This is a genomic window from Stenotrophomonas sp. KH_036_B (assembly GCF_057839485.1).
In genome coordinates, this window is record NZ_CM174491.1 from 1,552,390 (window position 1) to 1,568,888 (window position 16,499).

Here is a 16,499-nt window from a genome sequence, read left to right on the forward strand (position 1 = left end):
TGCCGCCGCGCAGGGTAGGGCAGCCCCTCAGCCGGCCGTCACCCAAGCCCCCGGTATAATGGAAGGCCCGGTCAATGGCGGCACCATGAGCGATCGCTTCGAACTTGTATCTCCGTATTCCCCGGCGGGTGACCAGCCGGCGGCGATCGAGAAGCTGACGGCCAATTTCGAGTCCGGCGTCGCCAAGCAGACGCTGCTCGGCGTGACCGGCTCGGGCAAGACCTACACCATCGCCAACGTGATCCAGCGGGTGCAGAAGCCCACGCTGGTGATGGCGCCGAACAAGACGCTGGCCGCGCAGCTGTATGGCGAGTTCAAGTCGTTCTTCCCCAACAACGCGGTCGAGTACTTCGTCAGCTATTACGACTACTACCAGCCCGAAGCCTACGTGCCGTCGTCGGACACCTTCATCGAGAAGGACAGTTCGATCAACGAACACATCGAGCAGATGCGTCTGGCGGCAACGAAGACGCTGCTGTCGCGGCCGGACGCCATCGTGGTGGCCACCGTGTCGGCCATCTATGGCCTCGGCGCGCCCGAAGACTATCTGTCGCTGCGCCTGATCCTGTCCACCGGCGAGCGCATCGACCAGCGCGACCTGATCAACCACCTCACCCAGCTGCAGTACACGCGCAACGAGTACGAGCTGCACCGCGGCACGTTCCGCGTGCGTGGCGAGGTGATCGACATCTTCCCGGCCGAATCGGACAGCGAGGCGGTGCGCATCGAGCTGTTCGACGGCGAGGTCGAGCAGATCAGCATGTTCGACCCGCTCACCGGCGAGAGCCTGCGCCGCCTGCAGCGCTATACCGTGTATCCCAAGACCCACTACGCCACCACCCGTGAGCGCGTGCTGTCGGCGGTGGACACCATCAAGGCCGAGCTCAAGGTGCGGCTGGAGCAGCTGTACGAACAGAACAAACTGGTGGAAGCGCAGCGCCTGGCGCAGCGCACCCAGTTCGACCTGGAGATGATGGCCGAAGTGGGGTTCTGCAACGGCATCGAAAACTACTCGCGGCACCTGACCGGCAAGGCCCCGGGCGAGCCGCCGCCGACCCTGTTCGACTACCTGCCGCCGGACGCGCTGCTGGTCATCGACGAATCGCACGTGACCATTCCGCAGATCGGCGCGATGTTCAAGGGCGACCGCTCGCGCAAGGAAACCCTGGTGGAATTCGGCTTCCGGCTGCCGTCGGCACTGGACAACCGTCCGCTGCGGTTCGAGGAGTGGGAGGCGCGGTGTCCGCGCAGCATCTATGTGTCGGCAACGCCCGGCCCGTACGAGCTGCGCGAGGCGGCCGACGAGATCACCGAACTGGTGGTGCGCCCGACCGGCCTGATCGATCCGGTGGTGGAGATCCGCCCGGTGGGCACCCAGGTCGATGACCTGATGAGCGAGGTCAACGAGCGCATCAAGCTCGGCGACCGCGTGCTGGTCACCACGCTGACCAAGCGCATGGCCGAGAACCTCACCGAATACCTCACCGAGCACGGTATCCGCGTGCGTTACCTGCACTCGGACATCGACACCGTCGAGCGCGTGGAGATCATCCGCGACCTGCGCCTGGGCAAGTTCGATGTGCTGGTGGGCATCAACCTGCTGCGCGAAGGCCTGGACATGCCCGAGGTGTCGCTGGTGGCGATCCTCGATGCCGACAAGGAAGGCTTCCTGCGTTCAACCGGTTCGCTGATCCAGACCATCGGTCGCGCCGCACGCAACCTGCGTGGCAAGGCGATCCTGTATGCGGACAAGATGACGCGCTCCATGCAGGCGGCGATCGATGAAACCGACCGCCGTCGCGCCAAGCAGGTCGAGTACAACACCGCGCACGGCATCGTGCCCAAGTCGGTGCTGCGCCCGATCACCGATGTTCTGGAAGGTGCGCGCTCGGACGCGGCCGAGAAGGAAGCGCGTGGCAAAGGGAAGGGCAAGGGCGGTCGTGTCGCGGAGGAAGCGGTGGATTACCGCACCCTCGAACCGGCCCAGATCGCCAAGCGCCTGCAGGCGCTGGAGCAGAAGATGTACCAGCACGCCCGCGACCTGGAGTTCGAGGATGCCGCGCGCGTGCGTGACCAGATCCGCCAGCTGAAGGAGGCCAGCCTGGGCTGAACAACACGTTGTGAAATACCTTCACAAAAGTGTTGCTCTTCACGCGGGGTGTCCGTAATATACGCGGCCTGCACCGACGCAATTGCAACGGGGCAGCGAGAAAACGGGCGGTTAGCTCAGCGGTAGAGCACTACCTTGACATGGTAGGGGTCACAGGTTCGAACCCTGTACCGCCCACCACTCCAGTCCCAGCGACTGCGGTGGACAAACAGAAAAGCCGGCCCTCAGGTCGGCTTTTTTGCTATGTGCGTTTCGGTGGCGCGGCAGTTCCCCACGCGCCGATGCGCACCTGACCGATGGTGGGGGACGCGCCACTCACCAAGCATGCAGGCTGTGCTGATCAACCGGCCCGCATGTCGCTGTCGTTCCCCTCTTCCTCCCCATTGCCTGCACATGTCCTGCCGATGTTCGGCAAGGCGTGCGCGGCTGCGCTGCTGCTGGGCGTCTGCGCGGTGGTGTTCGCGCCGGTGCTGCTGCCAACGCTGGCGGCATGGTGCGTGTTGGTGCCGGGCGCCATCGCATGGTGCCTGTGGCCGAGTGCGCGGTGGTGCGGTGCGCTGCTGGTCGGCCTCGGCTGGGCGGCGTTGAACGGACACGCCGTATTAGCCGCGCAACTGCCTGCACAGGCCGCATCGGTGGAATACACGCTGCAGGGCCGCGTGCTGGACCTGCCCCGGCACGGACCGCGCAGCACGCGCTTCCGCTTCCGCGTGGACGATGACGCGCGCATGCCGGCGCCGGTGCGCGGACGCGAACTGGAGCTGAGCTGGCACGACCCGGCCGCTGCAACGGTGCCGGGTCCGCGCCACGCGGTGCGGGCCGGGCAGCGCTGGTCGCTGCAGGCCCGGCTGCGCGCGCCGCGCGGACTGCGCAATCCTGGCGGCTTCGATGCCGAACGCCATGCGCTGCTGCAGCGCGTGGCCGGCAGCGGCCATGTGCGCGCCCCTGCCAGGGCGCTGGGGGAGCCGGTCGGGCTGCCGGCCTGGCGCGAGCGGATGGCGGCGGCCATCGAGACCCGGGTGCAGGGGCAGGGCAGGCGCTTCGTGCAGGCGCTGGCGCTGGGCGACACCCGCGGGCTGGCGGACCAGGACTGGGACGACCTGCGCGCCCTGGGGCTGACCCACCTGGTGGCGATCTCCGGCTTCCACGTGGGCCTGGTGGCGGGATTCGCGGCTGCGTTGGCGGCGCTGTGCTGGCGTCTGCTGCCGGGACTGGGGCGGGTGTGGCCCAGGCCGCTCGCGGCGGCGCTGGCGGCGGTGGGAGGGGCCGCCGTCTACGCCGCGGTGGCCGGGTTCGCCCTGCCGACCGTGCGCACGGTGCTGATGATTGCCGTGGTGGCGCTGGCGCGCTGCGGACGCCGACCCTGTACCGTCGGCCAGTCGCTGGCCCTGGCCGCGCTCGCGCTGCTGCTGTTCGACCCGCTGTCGGTGCTGGCCCCCGGGTTCTGGCTGAGCTTCGGCGGCGTGCTGTGGCTGGTGTGGTGCCTGCCCGGGCGCGACGTGCATTGGTTGCGCAGCTTCCTCGGCGCGCAGGGCGTGGCGACGCTGGCGCTGTTGCCGTTGAGCGTGGCGCTGTTCGGCCAGGCCTCGCGCGCCGGTCCGCTGGTCAACCTGCTGGCCATTCCCTGGTGGAGCCTGGTGGTGGTCCCGCTGGCGCTGCTCGGTACCGCACTGGAGGCACTGCTGGCCGGCGCGGGGCGATGGCCGTGGCAGCTGGCGGCCTGGTGCTTCGAGGCCAGCTGGTGGCTGTTCGGCTGGGTGGCGCGCAGTGCGCTGGCGCTGTGGTGGCTGCCGCAGGCGGGCCGCGGGGCGTTGCTCGCCGCCTTGCTCGGCGTGTTCTGGCTGCTGCTGCCGCGCGCGGCCGGGGCGCGCCTGCCGGCGCTGCTGCTGTGCCTGCCGCTGTTGTGGCCGGCCCGGCAGCGTCCCGGCGAGGGCGAGGTGGAGCTGCTGGTGATGGACGTGGGCCAGGGCCTGGCGGTGTGGGTGCGCACCCGTGACCACCGGCTGCTGTACGACGCGGGGCCGGCGGCGGAGGGCGGTTTCGATGCGGGCGAGCGGATCGTGGTGCCCACCCTGCGTGCGCTGGGCGATCAGCGCCTGGACCGCCTGGTGCTGAGCCACACCGACCGCGACCATGCCGGCGGGGTCGCGGCGGTGCGCCGGGCATTTGCCGAACCACCGCTGCAGGCACCGCCCGGCGCGGTGCCTGGGATCGGCACGCCGTGCGCGGCGGGCCAGGCCTGGCGCTGGGACGCGGTCGACTTCCGCTACCTGCATCCGCCACCCTCCGCGCGTTACGTCGGCAACGAAAGCAGCTGCGTGCTGCGCATCGGCACGCCGCATGGCGCGCTGCTGCTGGCCGGGGACATCGGGGTCACGGTCGAGGCCACGCTGCTGCGGGCGGACACGCCGGCGCTGCGTGCCGAGGTGGTGGTCGTGCCGCACCACGGCAGCGCGGGGTCGTCGAGCGACGACTGGGTGCGTGCGGTATCGCCACGGCTGGCGGTCGTCTCGGCGGGGCATGGCAACCGCTTCGGCCACCCGCGCCGCGACGTGGTGGCGCGCTGGCGGGCAGTGGACGCCGAGGTCCTGAACACCGCCGACAGCGGTGCGCTGCGCGTCTGGCTGGGCCGGGACGGGCTGCAGGTGCGTGAACAGCGTCTTTTCGAACGGCGTTGGTGGGATGCCGCGGAGCGGGCGCGGTCGGCTGCTATCCTATCGGCGGTCAAACAGGCGGCCAATGGGCCGGAGGGTTGAAACGTGTGGGAACTGGTCAAGGCCGGTGGCTGGCCGATGGTGCCGCTGCTGCTGTTGGGTGTACTGGCTTTGGCAATCGTCCTGGAGCGTTTCTGGACCTTGCGGCGCACTGAGGTCCTGCCCCCGGGGCTGGGCCAGGAAGTGCGCAACTGGGCCGCGCGGGGCAAGCTCGATCCGAATCACATCCAGTCGCTGCGCGCGAATTCGCCGCTGGGCGCGCTGCTGGCCGTCGCGCTGGAGGCGCGCAACCGTCCGCGCGACCAGATCCGCGAACGCATCGAGGATGCCGGCCGGCACCTGGTGCACCGCATGGAGCGTTACCTGAACGCATTGGGCACCATCGCTTCGGCCGGACCGCTGTTGGGCCTGCTCGGCACCGTGGTCGGCATGATCCAGATGTTCCTGGGCATCCTCGACCATGGCGTGGGCGACGTGAACCAGCTGGCCGGCGGCATCGGCAAGGCGCTGGTCTGCACTGCCACCGGCATGATCGTGGCCATTCCGGCGTTGATGTTCCATCGCTACTTCAAGGGCCGCATCGGCGGCTACGTGATCGAGATGGAAATGGAAGCCTCGGCACTGCTCGATGCGCTGGATGGGCGCCCCGGCGTCATGAACGGCGCGGCACGCACCGGCACCACGCCGGCCGGCGCCGCACCCGTGACGGTCAAGGGCTGACGGATGCGCATCCGCAACGACCGGGTCCAGGACGAGGTGCATATCGATCTGGTGCCCCTGATCGACGTCATCCTCGTGCTGATCATCTTCTTCGTGGTCACCACCACCTTCGACGCGCGCTCGACGCTGCAGCTGCAGCTGCCGACCGCCAGCGAGCAGAACAGCACCGAGCCGCCGCGCTCGCTCAGCGTGCTGGTCAATGCCGAGGGCCGTTACTTCATCAATGACCAGGAAGTGCTGCGCACCGACGTCGAGTCGGTCAAGCAGACCATTGCCGCCGTCGCCGGCAGCGATCGTGAGCAGACCGTGCTGCTGCGCGCCGATGCGCGCACCCCCTACCAGGCCGTCGTCACCGCCCAGGATGCCCTGGGCCAGCTCGGCTTCCGCCGCATCGCCATCGCTACCGCGCCGGAGGTGCGTCCATGAGCAAGAAACACGCGCCGATCTGGCCGATCTACAAACGCCTGCTGGGCTACACCCGCGCCTACTGGGTATTCATGGTGGCGGCGGTGATCGCCATGGTGATCGAGGCATTGGCCGGCTACCACTTCACCAAGCTGATGGAGCCGCTGGTCAACCGCGGCTTCGTCAACCCCGAGCCGCGGATGGCGGTGATCCTGCCGTTGACCATCCTCGGCCTGTTCATGATGCGCAGCCTGGCCACGCTGGTCAGCGACTACACCTTGGCCCGTACCGGGCGCAGCGTGGTGCGCGACCTGCGCGAGCAGGTCCTGGCCAAGTACCTGCACCTGCCGTCTTCGCATTTCGACAGCGAAGCCACGCCGGTGATGGTCAGCCGCCTCAACTACGACACCGAGCAGGTCACCCAGGCCAGCGCGGATGCGCTCAAGACCCTGGTCGCCGACACCCTCACCATCATCGCCATGCTGGTGGTGATGCTGCAGATGAGCGTGAAGGTCACGGTGGCGATGCTGGTGGTGGTGCCGCTGATCGGTGTGATCGTCTCGTTCGTGGGCAAGCGCTACCGGCGCATCAGCCGCGGCATCCAGGACGGCATGGGCAGCATGGCGCAGACCGCCGAGCAGTCGCTGGCCGCGCAGCAGGAAGTGAAGGTGCATGGCACCCAGGCGCATGAGATCTCGCGCTATGCACGCCTGGCCAACCGCATGCTCGGCCTGAACATGAAGGTCGAAACCACGCGTGCACTGGCGTCCAGCACCGTGCAGTTCCTGGCCGCGCTGGCGCTGGCCGTGATCGTCTGGGTCTCCACCCGCGAGGCGCTGGCCGGCAAGCTCAACGCCGGCCAGTTCATGGGCCTGATGACCTCGATGATGGCCATCATTCCGTCGCTGCGCCGACTGACCAGCGTGCAGACCTCGATCTCGCGCGGCGTGGCCGCCGCCGAACGCCTGTTCGGCATCCTCGACCTGCCGGTCGAGCGCGACGAAGGTGCCACCCGGGTACAGCGTGTGCGTGGCGAGCTGTCGTTCGAACACGTCATGCTGCGCTACCGCGAAGACACCGGCATCGCACTGGATGACATCAGCTTCGTCGCCAAGCCGGGCACGGTCACCGCCATCGTCGGCCGTTCCGGCAGCGGCAAGACCAGCCTGATCCGGCTCGTGCCGCGCTTCTACGAGCCCAATGGCGGTTGCATCCGCCTGGATGGCGTGCCGCTGGACGAGTATCCGCTGGCCGACCTGCGTCGCCAGGTGGCCATGGTCGGACAGAAGGTCATGTTGTTCGACGATACCGTGGCCGCCAACATCGCCTATGGCATGGATGCAAGCGACGCGCAGATCCGCGCGGCGGCCGAGGCGGCCAATGCCTGGGAGTTCATCGCCCGCATGCCGCAGCAGCTGCAGACCCCGGTGGGCGAGAACGGCGCGCTGCTGTCCGGTGGCCAGCGCCAGCGCCTGGCGATTGCCCGCGCGATTCTGCGGGATGCGCCGGTGCTGATCCTTGACGAAGCCACCGCCGCGCTGGACAACGAATCCGAGCGCCTGGTCCAGGATGCACTGCAGCGCCTGATGCCCGAACGCACCACGCTGGTGATCGCGCACCGCCTGTCGACCATCGAGCACGCCGACCAGGTGCTGGTCATGGACCATGGCCGCATCGTCGAGCGGGGCACCCATCAGGAGCTGCTGGCGCTGGGCGGGCTGTACGAGCACCTGCACAAGATGCAGTTCCGCGAAAGGCTGGCTTGATGGCGTCCAAGGGGTCCCAGACGCCGTCGTACTGGTACGACGGCAGCGCGGTGCCATTCGCGGCGCGCCTGGTCGCGCCGCTGTATGGCGCGGTGGTCGCCCTGCGCCGCGCGCTGTACCGGCGGCGGTGGCTGAAGCGGCATGCGCTGCCGGTGCCGGTGGTTGTGGTCGGCAATGTCACCGCCGGCGGCACCGGCAAGACCCCGTTGACGATCGCCCTGGTCAACCGCCTGCGCGAGGCCGGCTGGAAGCCCGGCGTGGCCAGCCGCGGCTACGGGCGCGAGCAGCCCAAGGTGCCACGCTGGGTGGAGGCGACCACCGCCACCACGCTGGGCGGCGACGAGCCGGTGCTGATCGCCTGGAAGACCGGCGTGCCGGTGCGCGTGGATGCCGACCGCGTGGCCGCGTGCCGGGCGCTGGTCGAGGCGGGCTGCGACATCATCGTCTGCGACGACGGCCTGCAGCACTACCGGCTGGCGCGCGATATCGAGATTGAAGTGGTCGACGCGCAGCGACGCTATGGCAACGGGCGGTTGATTCCCGCCGGCCCGCTGCGCGAACCGGCCAGCCGTGCGCAGGAGTGCGACTTCCGGGTCGTCAACCTGGGTCAAGCCAGTGCCGAGCCCTCGGCGCTGGGCGCGTGCGGTTTCGGCGAATGGCCCATGCAGCTGCACATCGACAGTGCGCAGCCGCTCACCGGTGGGCGTGCCCGCGCACTGACGCATTTCCGTGGCCAGCGCGTGCACGCCGTGGCCGGCATCGCGCATCCGCAGCGTTTCTTCGACATGCTGCGCGCGCATGGCATCGGCGTGGTGCCGCATGCCTTCGCCGACCACCATGCCTACCAGGCGTCCGACCTGCGCTTCGGCAGCGAACTGCCGGTGCTGATGACCGAAAAAGACGCGGTGAAGTGCAAGGTATTCGCCAACGAATGGCACTTCGCCGTGCCGTTGGCCGCTGACCTTCCCGCCGCCTTCTGGATCAACCTGCTGGACCGGGTCGACAAGCTCGGCAAGCGTTGATCGCTGCATTCCCTTGCATTGCGTCACTGTAGAGAGAGCCCGCATGAGCCAGTCCGTCGATTTCGTCGTCGCCATCCCGGCCCGCTACGCCGCCTCGCGCCTGCCCGGCAAACCGCTGCGCCTGCTCGGCGGCACGCCGCTGGTGCTGCGCGTCGCCGAGCGCGCGCTGCAGGCCGGTGCGCGCGAGGTGTGGGTGGCCACCGATGACGTGCGCATCGCCGAGGCCCTGCACGGCCTGCCCACGGTACGGGTGGCGATGACCGCGTCCAGCCACGTCTCCGGCACGGACCGGCTGGCCGAGTGCGCTGCCCAGGCCGGCTGGAGCGACGACACCCTGGTGGTGAACCTGCAGGGAGACGAACCCTTCGCCCCGGCCGAGGGCATCCGCACGGTGGCCGAAGCACTGGTCTACAGCGGGGCGGAGATGGCCACGCTGGCCACGCCGGTGGAGGACGCCGCCTCGCTGTTCGACCCCAACGTGGTCAAGGTGGTGCGGAGGGAGAACCTGGACGCGCTGTACTTCAGCCGCGCGCCGATCCCCTGGCACCGCGATGCGTTCGCGCGCTCGCGCGACACCCTGTCCGGCCCGCACTGGCTGCGCCACATCGGCATCTATGCCTACCGCGCCGGCTTCCTGCGCCGCTTCGCAGCCCTGCCGGCCGGCCGCCTGGAGCAGTTGGAATCGCTGGAGCAGCTGCGCGCGCTGGAGGCCGGCCACCGCATCAGCGTGGCGCTGACCCCGGCCGAGTTCCCGCCCGGCATCGACACCCCCGAGGATCTGGAGCGCGCCGAGGCGTGGCTGGCGGCGCAGGCTTGACGGGGTCCTTGGGCGTGCACTCCGTCGCCAAATTGACGTTGGCGCGACGGTTGCATGACGCCGACTCCGGCATAATCACGGTATGAACGTACAGCCCGTCCAGGACCTGCCGGAATTCGCCACGTGGCTCAATGCCACCCCGACCACCCTGACCGAACTGCGCGGCCGTCCGGTCGTGCTTGCCTTCGTCAACGCGGCCTCTGTCTGGTGCGCGCACCGGCTGGCCGAGCTGGCGCAGTGGCAATCGCGCAACCCGGGCAAGCTGCAGCTGCTCATCCTGCAGGTGCCGCGCTTCGACTGCGAGCGCGACCCGGAGCAGGCCCTGAAGCTGCTGCGCCGCCAGGGCCTGACCGCGCCGGCCCTGCTGGACGCGGACTGGGATGGCTGGCGCCGCTTCAACGTGACCGCCTGGCCGACGCTGGTGCTGCTGGACGCGCAGGGGCGCGAGGTCGACCGCCTGGTCGGGTTCGGCGACGAGCTCGAGCGCTCGTTGAATGCCCTATGCCAAGGCGCCGCGCCGGTGCACGATGGCGATGCCTCGCGGGCGCGCGAGCTGCATCCTGAGCCACGCCTGCCGCTGCTGTTCCCGACCGGCCTGGTCGTGACCACCGAGCGTCTGTACATCGCCGACAGCGGCCATCATCGCGTGCTGGAATGCAGCCATGGCGGGCGCGTGCTGCGCCAGTTCGGGCTGGGCACGGCCGACATGATGGACGGCGGACCTGGCGAAGCTGCCTTCAACCGTCCCCAAGGCTTGGCCCTGGAGCGCGAATGGCTGTACGTGGCCGACACCGGCAACCACGCCCTGCGCCGCATCCATCTGTTGAACGGACAGGTCGACACGCTGTGTGGCAATGGCCGCCCGGGCGAGCCCCGCGAAGGCGCGGTGACCGACCCGCGCCAGGTCGCGCTCAACCACCCGCAGGGGCTGGCGGTGGCCGACAACCAGATCCATATCGCGATGGCCGGCGACAACCGCATCTGGAGCTATCACCTGGGCCAGCGCACGCTGTCCTGGCGGGCCGGTTCCGGTGCCATCGACCTGCGCGACGGCAGCGGCCACATGGCGGCGTTCGCGCAGCCGGCGGCGCTCGCGGCCGTGCAGCAGGTGCTGTACGTGTGTGACGCGCTGGGCTCGTCGATCCGCTCCATGCAGCTGCGCGGCGACCTGGTGCAGACGCTGGTCGGGCAGGGCCTCTGGTCGTTCGGCGACGAGGATGGTCCGCGCGCCACCGCCCGGCTGCAGTACCCGCAGGCGATCGCACTGAGCCCCGACGCGCCGCTGCTGTGGATCGCCGATGCGGGCAACGGCCGCCTGCGTACGTTGCGCCTGGGCGGCGGTGAACTCAGCACCGTGGAGCTGCCGCGTCGCCTGCATGGCCCGGCCGGGCTGGCGATGGGCGGTGGGGCGGTATGGATCGCCGAGACCAATGCCCATGCCGTGCTGCGGTTCGACCCGGTCAGCGGCGTATTGAGCGACGTGCCGATCAGCGAATGACCCAGTCCACCGCTCCGGCCTTTGATGGAAAGGCATTCGCGGCCCACCTGAGTACCGCGCCCGGCGTGTACCGCATGTACGCCGCCGACGACACGCTGCTGTACGTTGGCAAGGCGCGCGCGCTGCGCAACCGCGTCGGCAGTTATTTCAACGGGACGCCGAAGACGGCGCGGATCATGTCCATGCTCTCGCAGATCGCGCGCATGGACGTGACCGTCACCCGGTCCGAGGCCGAAGCGCTGCTGCTGGAAAACCAGCTGATCAAGTCGTTGTCGCCGCGCTACAACGTCTCCCTGCGTGACGACAAGACCTATCCGCACGTACTGCTGACCCGCGAAGACTGGCCACGCATCGCGCTGCACCGTGGCCCGCGTGCGGTGCCCGGGCGCTACTTCGGGCCGTATCCGGGCGTCACGGCGGTACGCGAGACGCTCAACCTGATGCACAAGCTGTTCAAGCTGCGCAGCTGCGAGGACAGCGTGTTCCGCAACCGGTCGCGGCCCTGCCTGCAGTACCAGATCGGCCGCTGCAGCGCGCCGTGCGTGGCGCTGGTGCCGGCCGAGGATTATGCCGAATCCGTGCGGCGCGCCTCGATGTTCCTGGAAGGCAAGAGCGACCAGCTGGCGCGCGAGCTGGGCACGCAGATGCAGGCGGCCAGCGAGGCGCTGGAGTTCGAACAGGCCGCGCGCCTGCGCGACCTGGTCACCGCGCTGCGCAGCATGCAGACCCGCCAGTACGTGGACGGCCGCGCGGCCGACCTGGACGTGCTGGCCTGTGCCACCCAGGGCGCCAGCGCCTGCGTGATGCTGCTGGCGTTCCGTGATGGACGCAACATGGGCACGCGCCCGTTCTTCCCGCGCACCAATGGTGAGGAGAGCGCGGAAGAGGTGCTGGCCGCGTTCGTGTCGCAGTACTACGCCGAGCACGCGCCGCCGCGCGAGATCCTGCTCGACCGCGAGATTCCCGACGCCAGCATGATCGAATCGGCGCTCGGTGCGTCGGCCGAGCACAAGGTGCAGCTGAAGTGGAACGTGCGTGGCGAGCGTGCCGGCTACGTGGAACTGGCCAGCCGCAACGCGCAGATCACCCTGGTCAGCGAACTCACCAGCCGCAGCGCGCAGCACGCGCGCAGCGAAGACCTGCGGCAGATGCTGGGCCTGGCCGAGCAGGTGAAGCGGGTCGAATGTTTCGACATCAGCCACACCATGGGCGAGGCCACCGTGGCCTCCTGCGTGGTGTTCGACGCCAGTGGCCCGGTGCGCAGCCAGTACCGTCGCTTCAACATCAGCGGCATCGAGCCGGGCGATGACTACGCCGCCATGCACCAGGCCATCGACCGCCGTTTCCGCCGCGCCGTGGAAGAGGAGGGCGTGCTGCCGGATCTGCTGCTGATCGACGGTGGCGCCGGCCAGCTGGCCCAGGCGCAGGCCGCGCTGGCCGACCTGGGCGTGGAAGGGGTGATGCTGGTCGGCGTGGCCAAAGGCGTCGAGCGCCGGGCCGGGCACGAAGCCCTGGTGCTGCCCGACGGTCGCGAACTGCGCCCGGGCGCCGCGTCGCCGGCCCTGCAGTTCATCCAGCAGGTGCGTGACGAAGCCCACCGCTTCGCCATTACCGGCCACCGCGGTCGCCGCCAGAAGGCGCGCATGACCAGCAAGCTGGAGGACATTCCCGGCATCGGACCGCGCCGGCGCGCCAGCCTGCTCAAGCATTTCGGCGGGCTGGTCGGCCTCAAGGCGGCCGGTGAGGCGGAAATCGCCAAAGTGGAGGGCATCAATGACGCCCTCGCTGCACGCATCTACGCTAACCTTCATGGACTGCCCACGCCCTCTGCGGCGGGCGAGTAGAGAGACGCAATGAAGTTGACCCTCCCCACCTGGCTGACGCTGCTGCGGATCGTGATGATCCCGGTGCTGGTGCTGGTGTTCTACCTTCCCTACACGTGGACCAATTTTGCCTCGGCCGCGATCTTCGGCCTGGCCGCCTTGACCGACTGGCTGGACGGCTGGATCGCCCGCCGCTACGACCTCGCTTCGGCCTTCGGCGCCTTCCTGGACCCGGTTGCGGACAAACTGATGGTGGCCGTTGCGCTGTTCCTGATCGTGCAGGGTCATCCCACGCCGTGGATGGCCTTCTGGGCCGCCGTGATCGTCGGCCGCGAAATCGCGGTGTCGGCACTGCGCGAATGGATGGCGGAAATCGGGCAGCGCGCCAAGGTGCGCGTGGCGCTGATCGGCAAGATCAAGACCACCGCGCAGATGGTGGCGCTGCTGTGCCTGCTGTATTCGGTTGCGCCGAACGTGCCGGTGTCCGACATCTGGATGGGCGAACCGGTCTTCCACATCGGCGACTGGACCTTGGCGATCGCCGCGGTGCTGACGTTGTTCTCCGGCCTGCAGTACCTGCATGCCGCGTGGCCGAGCCTGCGCGAAGACGAACGTGCCGCGCGCGAAACCGCGCGTGCGAAAAAGAAGGGCTGAGGGCTGTTGACAGCACCACGTTTGGCTGTAGAATCTCGCCTCCCAAGCGGGAATAGCTCAGTTGGTAGAGCGCAACCTTGCCAAGGTTGAGGTCGCGAGTTCGAGTCTCGTTTCCCGCTCCAGATTCAAGAAAAAAGCGACCTTCGGGTCGCTTTTTTCGTTTCTTCGCTTGAGGTAGTGGGGCGTCTCATTTTAAAAGCTTGGCGCACGGTCTTCGATCGGGTTCATCGCGAGCGTTTAGGGCCCCGCCGCGGCCGGCAGGCCCCTATGCAAATGTCCCCCGGCGTCGGCATGCGCCGCCGCCTCCTCCTTTACTTTGCCAGGGACCTGCCGGCCGCGACGGGGCTCGGCTTGCGGTACGCGATGGAAAAGCGGAAGTCACGGTGCAAAAACCGGGACGGAGGACGTTAATCGGGGACGGTGAGGGTTAACCTCCTCCGTCCCCTTTTTAGGCATTGCCAGGGACCTACCGGCCGCGACGGGGCTCGGCTTGCGGTTCGCAGGGAAAAGCGGATGTCACGGTGCCAACGCCGGTGGGTCGAGCGCCGGGTCGCCTTGCCCTTGTAGGCGAAGTAAAGGAGGAGGGGGCGGCCGAAGGCCGACGCCGGGGGCGTCGCCGGAAAGGGTAAGGCGGCCCGGCGCTCGATTCACCGGCAACCGCGTCTGCTTCAGCGCGCGGCAACCCTTTTTTCGTGGGCGCAGGCCGCGCTTCATATCCGCTTCACCGTCGCTTCATTGCATGCCCGCGTGTCTGGTCGACGCTGCACGTCCCCTTGCAATGGCAGCGTCGCAATGAATGCTTCTTCCTCCCCGGACTGGGATCTGGTCGTCGTTGGTGCCAGCTTTGCCGGTGCCGCATGCGCGCTGGCCGCCGCACAGTACGGCCTGCGCGTGTGCGTACTGGAGCGCAAGGCCGACCCGGGCGAGCGCCTGCACACCACAGGCATCCTGGTGAAGGAGGTGGTCGAGCAGACCTGGTTGCGGCGCATACCCGCCGCGCTGCTGCAACGCGTGGAGCAGGTGCGCCTGTATGCCCCGAACCTGCGCGGTGTGCGGCTGGCGGCGCCGGGCTACTACTTCATGACCACCGACACGCCCAACCTGCTGCGCTGGCTGGCCGCCGAACTGCAGGCCAGTGGCGTCACCCTGCGCCTCCAGCAGTCGTTCACCCAGGCCCATCGCGAGGGGGAGGGCTGGCAGGTGGCCGGGGCAGGGCGGACCCGCTACCTGGTAGGGGCCGACGGGGCCGGTTCACGCGTGGCCCAGCGCACCGGGCTGGGCCAGGTGAAGGATTTTCTGTACGGCATGGAGCAGGAGTTCGCCGGCGCGCAGTTGCCCCAAGGTGGCGCGCTGCACTGTTTCGCCAGCCGCCGCTTCGCGCCCGGCTACATCGGCTGGGCCGCGCAGAACCCCACCGGCGTGCAGGTGGGGCTGGCGCTGCGGCATGACCCGGACCAGGCCCGGCCCCCGGAGCTGCCGCGCTTCCTGCAGCACGTTCGTGACGTCATTGGCCTGCCTTCGCTGCGCCCGGATGCCACCCGGGCCGGGCTGATTCCCTGCGGCGCCCTGCACGGCCCGATCGCGGGCGAGGGGGTCATGCTGACCGGGGATGCGGCCGGGGTGGTGTCGCCGTTGTCGGGCGGCGGCATTCACGCCAGTTGGCGGCATGGCTGGGCGGTCGGCGACGCGGTGGGCCTGCATCTGCGCGGCATCGGCCCGGCGCCGGAGCGGGTGGCGCGAGACGCGGCCCCGAGCTTCCGCCGCAAACGCGTGCTGCGCTGGGCGATGGACCACCTGCAGCTGGACTGGCCGATGGACCTGTTGGTGCACTCCCGCCTGCTGCGCCGCACGGCCGAGCAGATTTATTTCCACCGACGCGGGCTGCGCATGGACCGCTGAAGCCTGCCATCAAAGATGTTGACGACGTGAAGGAATCCCGACACAATAGCGCTCCTTCGACGACACGTCGTTGGGCAGCAAGTCTGCGGGAATAGCTCAGTTGGTAGAGCGCAACCTTGCCAAGGTTGAGGTCGCGAGTTCGAGTCTCGTTTCCCGCTCCAGATTTCGACAGGGCCCCCAAGGGGCCTTGTTTTTCTCCGCGGTGGCACGCGGGCATCCGTACCGGCCTGGTCGGCGCGGATGTGAAATAAAGGGTGAAAGGGCTGGTGTGCGACCGGTGGTTTGGGTAACATATGCGCCTGATTTTGCGGGAATAGCTCAGTTGGTAGAGCGCAACCTTGCCAAGGTTGAGGTCGCGAGTTCGAGTCTCGTTTCCCGCTCCAGATACTGACAAGGCCCCGTTCTCGGGGTTTTGTTCTGTAGGGTTACCGGCCTCGTGGCAGAGTGGTCATGTACGGGACTGCAAATCCCGCCACAGCGGTTCGATTCCGCTCGAGGCCTCCAGCGTTTCAGACAACCCCGCTTCGGCGGGGTTGTTTGTTTGGGCCCCCTGTCGAGACAGCATCGTCGAGCCTTCACCTGTCCGGGACGATGGCGTGCCTACTGTGCACGGACGTCTTCGATGAGGTGGTCCGATGGGTCTTGCCCTGTTCTTCGCCGCTGCCGGCATGCCCGGTTCGTTCTGGGATTCGCCGAGCAATGTGACCGCCGCGATCCTGCTGGGGGTGGGAGCGGTGATCATCGGCCTGTCGCTGGCGCTCGCCAAGGTATTCAAGCGCTTCAACGGCGTGGCGTGGGCGCTGCTGGTGGCCGGGATCGTCATCTGTGCCTATGGCGCCTGGCGCATGGCCAGCTGATCCACCCGCAGGGCGGGTCCCCTCTGAATGACATCACCGTGTCATCAGGCAACGGGCATGCTGCCTGCACGACGGGTGCTCTCAGGCTGAACCATTCACCTGATGTTTCGCCAAGCATGGAACGATCGATTGACTTGATGCGAAGACCGTGCAAATTTTAGGTGAACCGCGGGTGAAGCCGAGGCTGGGTCCATCCAGCCGAGGCTGACAGGCA

The 16,499-nt window shown here is 68.5% G+C and carries 12 protein-coding genes and 5 tRNA genes; all 17 read left to right on the forward strand.

The features are described from left to right. Nucleotides 1-85 precede the first annotated feature (85 nt). The gene (uvrB, locus tag AC3ITN_RS07105) at nt 86-2,110 is read left to right on the forward strand and encodes an excinuclease ABC subunit UvrB (protein WP_313348731.1); all 2,025 of its coding nucleotides are present in this window, start codon (nt 86-88) and stop codon (nt 2,108-2,110) included. Nucleotides 2,111-2,215: 105 nt separating this feature from the next. After that, nucleotides 2,216-2,290, forward strand: a tRNA-Val gene (locus AC3ITN_RS07110). A gap of 173 nt (nt 2,291-2,463) precedes the next feature. Beyond that, nucleotides 2,464-4,866, forward strand: a complete 2,403-nt coding sequence (locus AC3ITN_RS07115) for a DNA internalization-related competence protein ComEC/Rec2 (RefSeq protein ID WP_489392481.1) — start codon at nt 2,464-2,466, stop codon at nt 4,864-4,866. A 3-nt stretch (nt 4,867-4,869) separates the two neighbouring features. Beyond that, on the forward strand, nt 4,870-5,544 hold the full coding sequence (locus AC3ITN_RS07120) for a MotA/TolQ/ExbB proton channel family protein (protein ID WP_313348728.1): 675 nt from the start codon (nt 4,870-4,872) through the stop codon (nt 5,542-5,544). A 3-nt stretch (nt 5,545-5,547) separates the two neighbouring features. Further along, entirely contained in the window at nt 5,548-5,970 is a 423-nt protein-coding gene (locus AC3ITN_RS07125) for an ExbD/TolR family protein (protein ID WP_489392482.1), read from the forward strand. Further along, nucleotides 5,967-7,715: a lipid A export permease/ATP-binding protein MsbA gene (gene msbA, locus AC3ITN_RS07130; protein WP_313348723.1), complete on the forward strand. Its 1,749-nt coding sequence runs from the start codon at nt 5,967-5,969 to the stop codon at nt 7,713-7,715. Before AC3ITN_RS07125 ends, msbA begins: the two co-directional genes overlap by 4 nt. Further along, nucleotides 7,715-8,737: a tetraacyldisaccharide 4'-kinase gene (gene lpxK / locus AC3ITN_RS07135; RefSeq protein ID WP_489392483.1), complete on the forward strand. Its 1,023-nt coding sequence runs from the start codon at nt 7,715-7,717 to the stop codon at nt 8,735-8,737. The genes msbA and lpxK overlap by 1 nt, the downstream gene beginning before the upstream one ends. Nucleotides 8,738-8,780: 43 nt before the next feature. Continuing rightward, nucleotides 8,781-9,554: a 3-deoxy-manno-octulosonate cytidylyltransferase gene (gene kdsB, locus AC3ITN_RS07140; RefSeq protein ID WP_489392484.1), complete on the forward strand. Its 774-nt coding sequence runs from the start codon at nt 8,781-8,783 to the stop codon at nt 9,552-9,554. 82 nt (nt 9,555-9,636) lie between these two features. Further along, nucleotides 9,637-11,052: a hypothetical protein gene (locus AC3ITN_RS07145; RefSeq protein ID WP_489392485.1), complete on the forward strand. Its 1,416-nt coding sequence runs from the start codon at nt 9,637-9,639 to the stop codon at nt 11,050-11,052. Next, nucleotides 11,049-12,896 carry an excinuclease ABC subunit UvrC gene (gene uvrC / locus AC3ITN_RS07150; RefSeq protein ID WP_313348716.1) on the forward strand — a complete coding sequence of 616 codons (1,848 nt, stop codon included), beginning with the start codon at nt 11,049-11,051 and terminating at the stop codon, nt 12,894-12,896. The genes AC3ITN_RS07145 and uvrC overlap by 4 nt, the downstream gene beginning before the upstream one ends. 9 nt (nt 12,897-12,905) lie before the next feature. Then, on the forward strand, nt 12,906-13,529 hold the full coding sequence (gene pgsA / locus AC3ITN_RS07155; protein WP_313348714.1) for a CDP-diacylglycerol--glycerol-3-phosphate 3-phosphatidyltransferase: 624 nt from the start codon (nt 12,906-12,908) through the stop codon (nt 13,527-13,529). A 46-nt stretch (nt 13,530-13,575) separates the two neighbouring features. Continuing rightward, nucleotides 13,576-13,651 (forward strand) — tRNA-Gly (locus AC3ITN_RS07160). 670 nt (nt 13,652-14,321) lie between these two features. Then, nucleotides 14,322-15,428 carry an NAD(P)/FAD-dependent oxidoreductase gene (locus AC3ITN_RS07165; protein WP_489392486.1) on the forward strand — a complete coding sequence of 369 codons (1,107 nt, stop codon included), beginning with the start codon at nt 14,322-14,324 and terminating at the stop codon, nt 15,426-15,428. A gap of 85 nt (nt 15,429-15,513) precedes the next feature. Continuing rightward, nucleotides 15,514-15,589, forward strand: a tRNA-Gly gene (locus AC3ITN_RS07170). Nucleotides 15,590-15,735: 146 nt separating this feature from the next. After that, nucleotides 15,736-15,811, forward strand: a tRNA-Gly gene (locus AC3ITN_RS07175). A gap of 47 nt (nt 15,812-15,858) precedes the next feature. Then, nucleotides 15,859-15,932 (forward strand) — tRNA-Cys (locus AC3ITN_RS07180). Between the two features lie 131 nt (nt 15,933-16,063). Continuing rightward, a complete protein-coding gene (locus AC3ITN_RS07185; RefSeq protein WP_313343776.1) occupies nt 16,064-16,285 on the forward strand; it encodes a hypothetical protein in 222 nt (73 codons plus the stop codon). Nucleotides 16,286-16,499 lie beyond the last annotated feature (214 nt).

What these genes read in the sequence shown, in the direction of transcription:
- uvrB (WP_313348731.1), top strand. Translation starts at nt 86, where the DNA reads ATGAGCGATCGCTTCGAACTTGTATCTCCGTATTCCCCGGCGGGTGAC.
- AC3ITN_RS07115 (WP_489392481.1), top strand. Translation starts at nt 2,464, where the DNA reads ATGTCGCTGTCGTTCCCCTCTTCCTCCCCATTGCCTGCACATGTCCTG.
- AC3ITN_RS07125 (WP_489392482.1), top strand. Translation starts at nt 5,548, where the DNA reads ATGCGCATCCGCAACGACCGGGTCCAGGACGAGGTGCATATCGATCTG.
- msbA (WP_313348723.1), top strand. Translation starts at nt 5,967, where the DNA reads ATGAGCAAGAAACACGCGCCGATCTGGCCGATCTACAAACGCCTGCTG.
- lpxK (WP_489392483.1), top strand. Translation starts at nt 7,715, where the DNA reads ATGGCGTCCAAGGGGTCCCAGACGCCGTCGTACTGGTACGACGGCAGC.
- kdsB (WP_489392484.1), top strand. Translation starts at nt 8,781, where the DNA reads ATGAGCCAGTCCGTCGATTTCGTCGTCGCCATCCCGGCCCGCTACGCC.
- AC3ITN_RS07145 (WP_489392485.1), top strand. Translation starts at nt 9,637, where the DNA reads ATGAACGTACAGCCCGTCCAGGACCTGCCGGAATTCGCCACGTGGCTC.
- uvrC (WP_313348716.1), top strand. Translation starts at nt 11,049, where the DNA reads ATGACCCAGTCCACCGCTCCGGCCTTTGATGGAAAGGCATTCGCGGCC.
- pgsA (WP_313348714.1), top strand. Translation starts at nt 12,906, where the DNA reads ATGAAGTTGACCCTCCCCACCTGGCTGACGCTGCTGCGGATCGTGATG.
- AC3ITN_RS07165 (WP_489392486.1), top strand. Translation starts at nt 14,322, where the DNA reads ATGAATGCTTCTTCCTCCCCGGACTGGGATCTGGTCGTCGTTGGTGCC.
- AC3ITN_RS07185 (WP_313343776.1), top strand. Translation starts at nt 16,064, where the DNA reads ATGGGTCTTGCCCTGTTCTTCGCCGCTGCCGGCATGCCCGGTTCGTTC.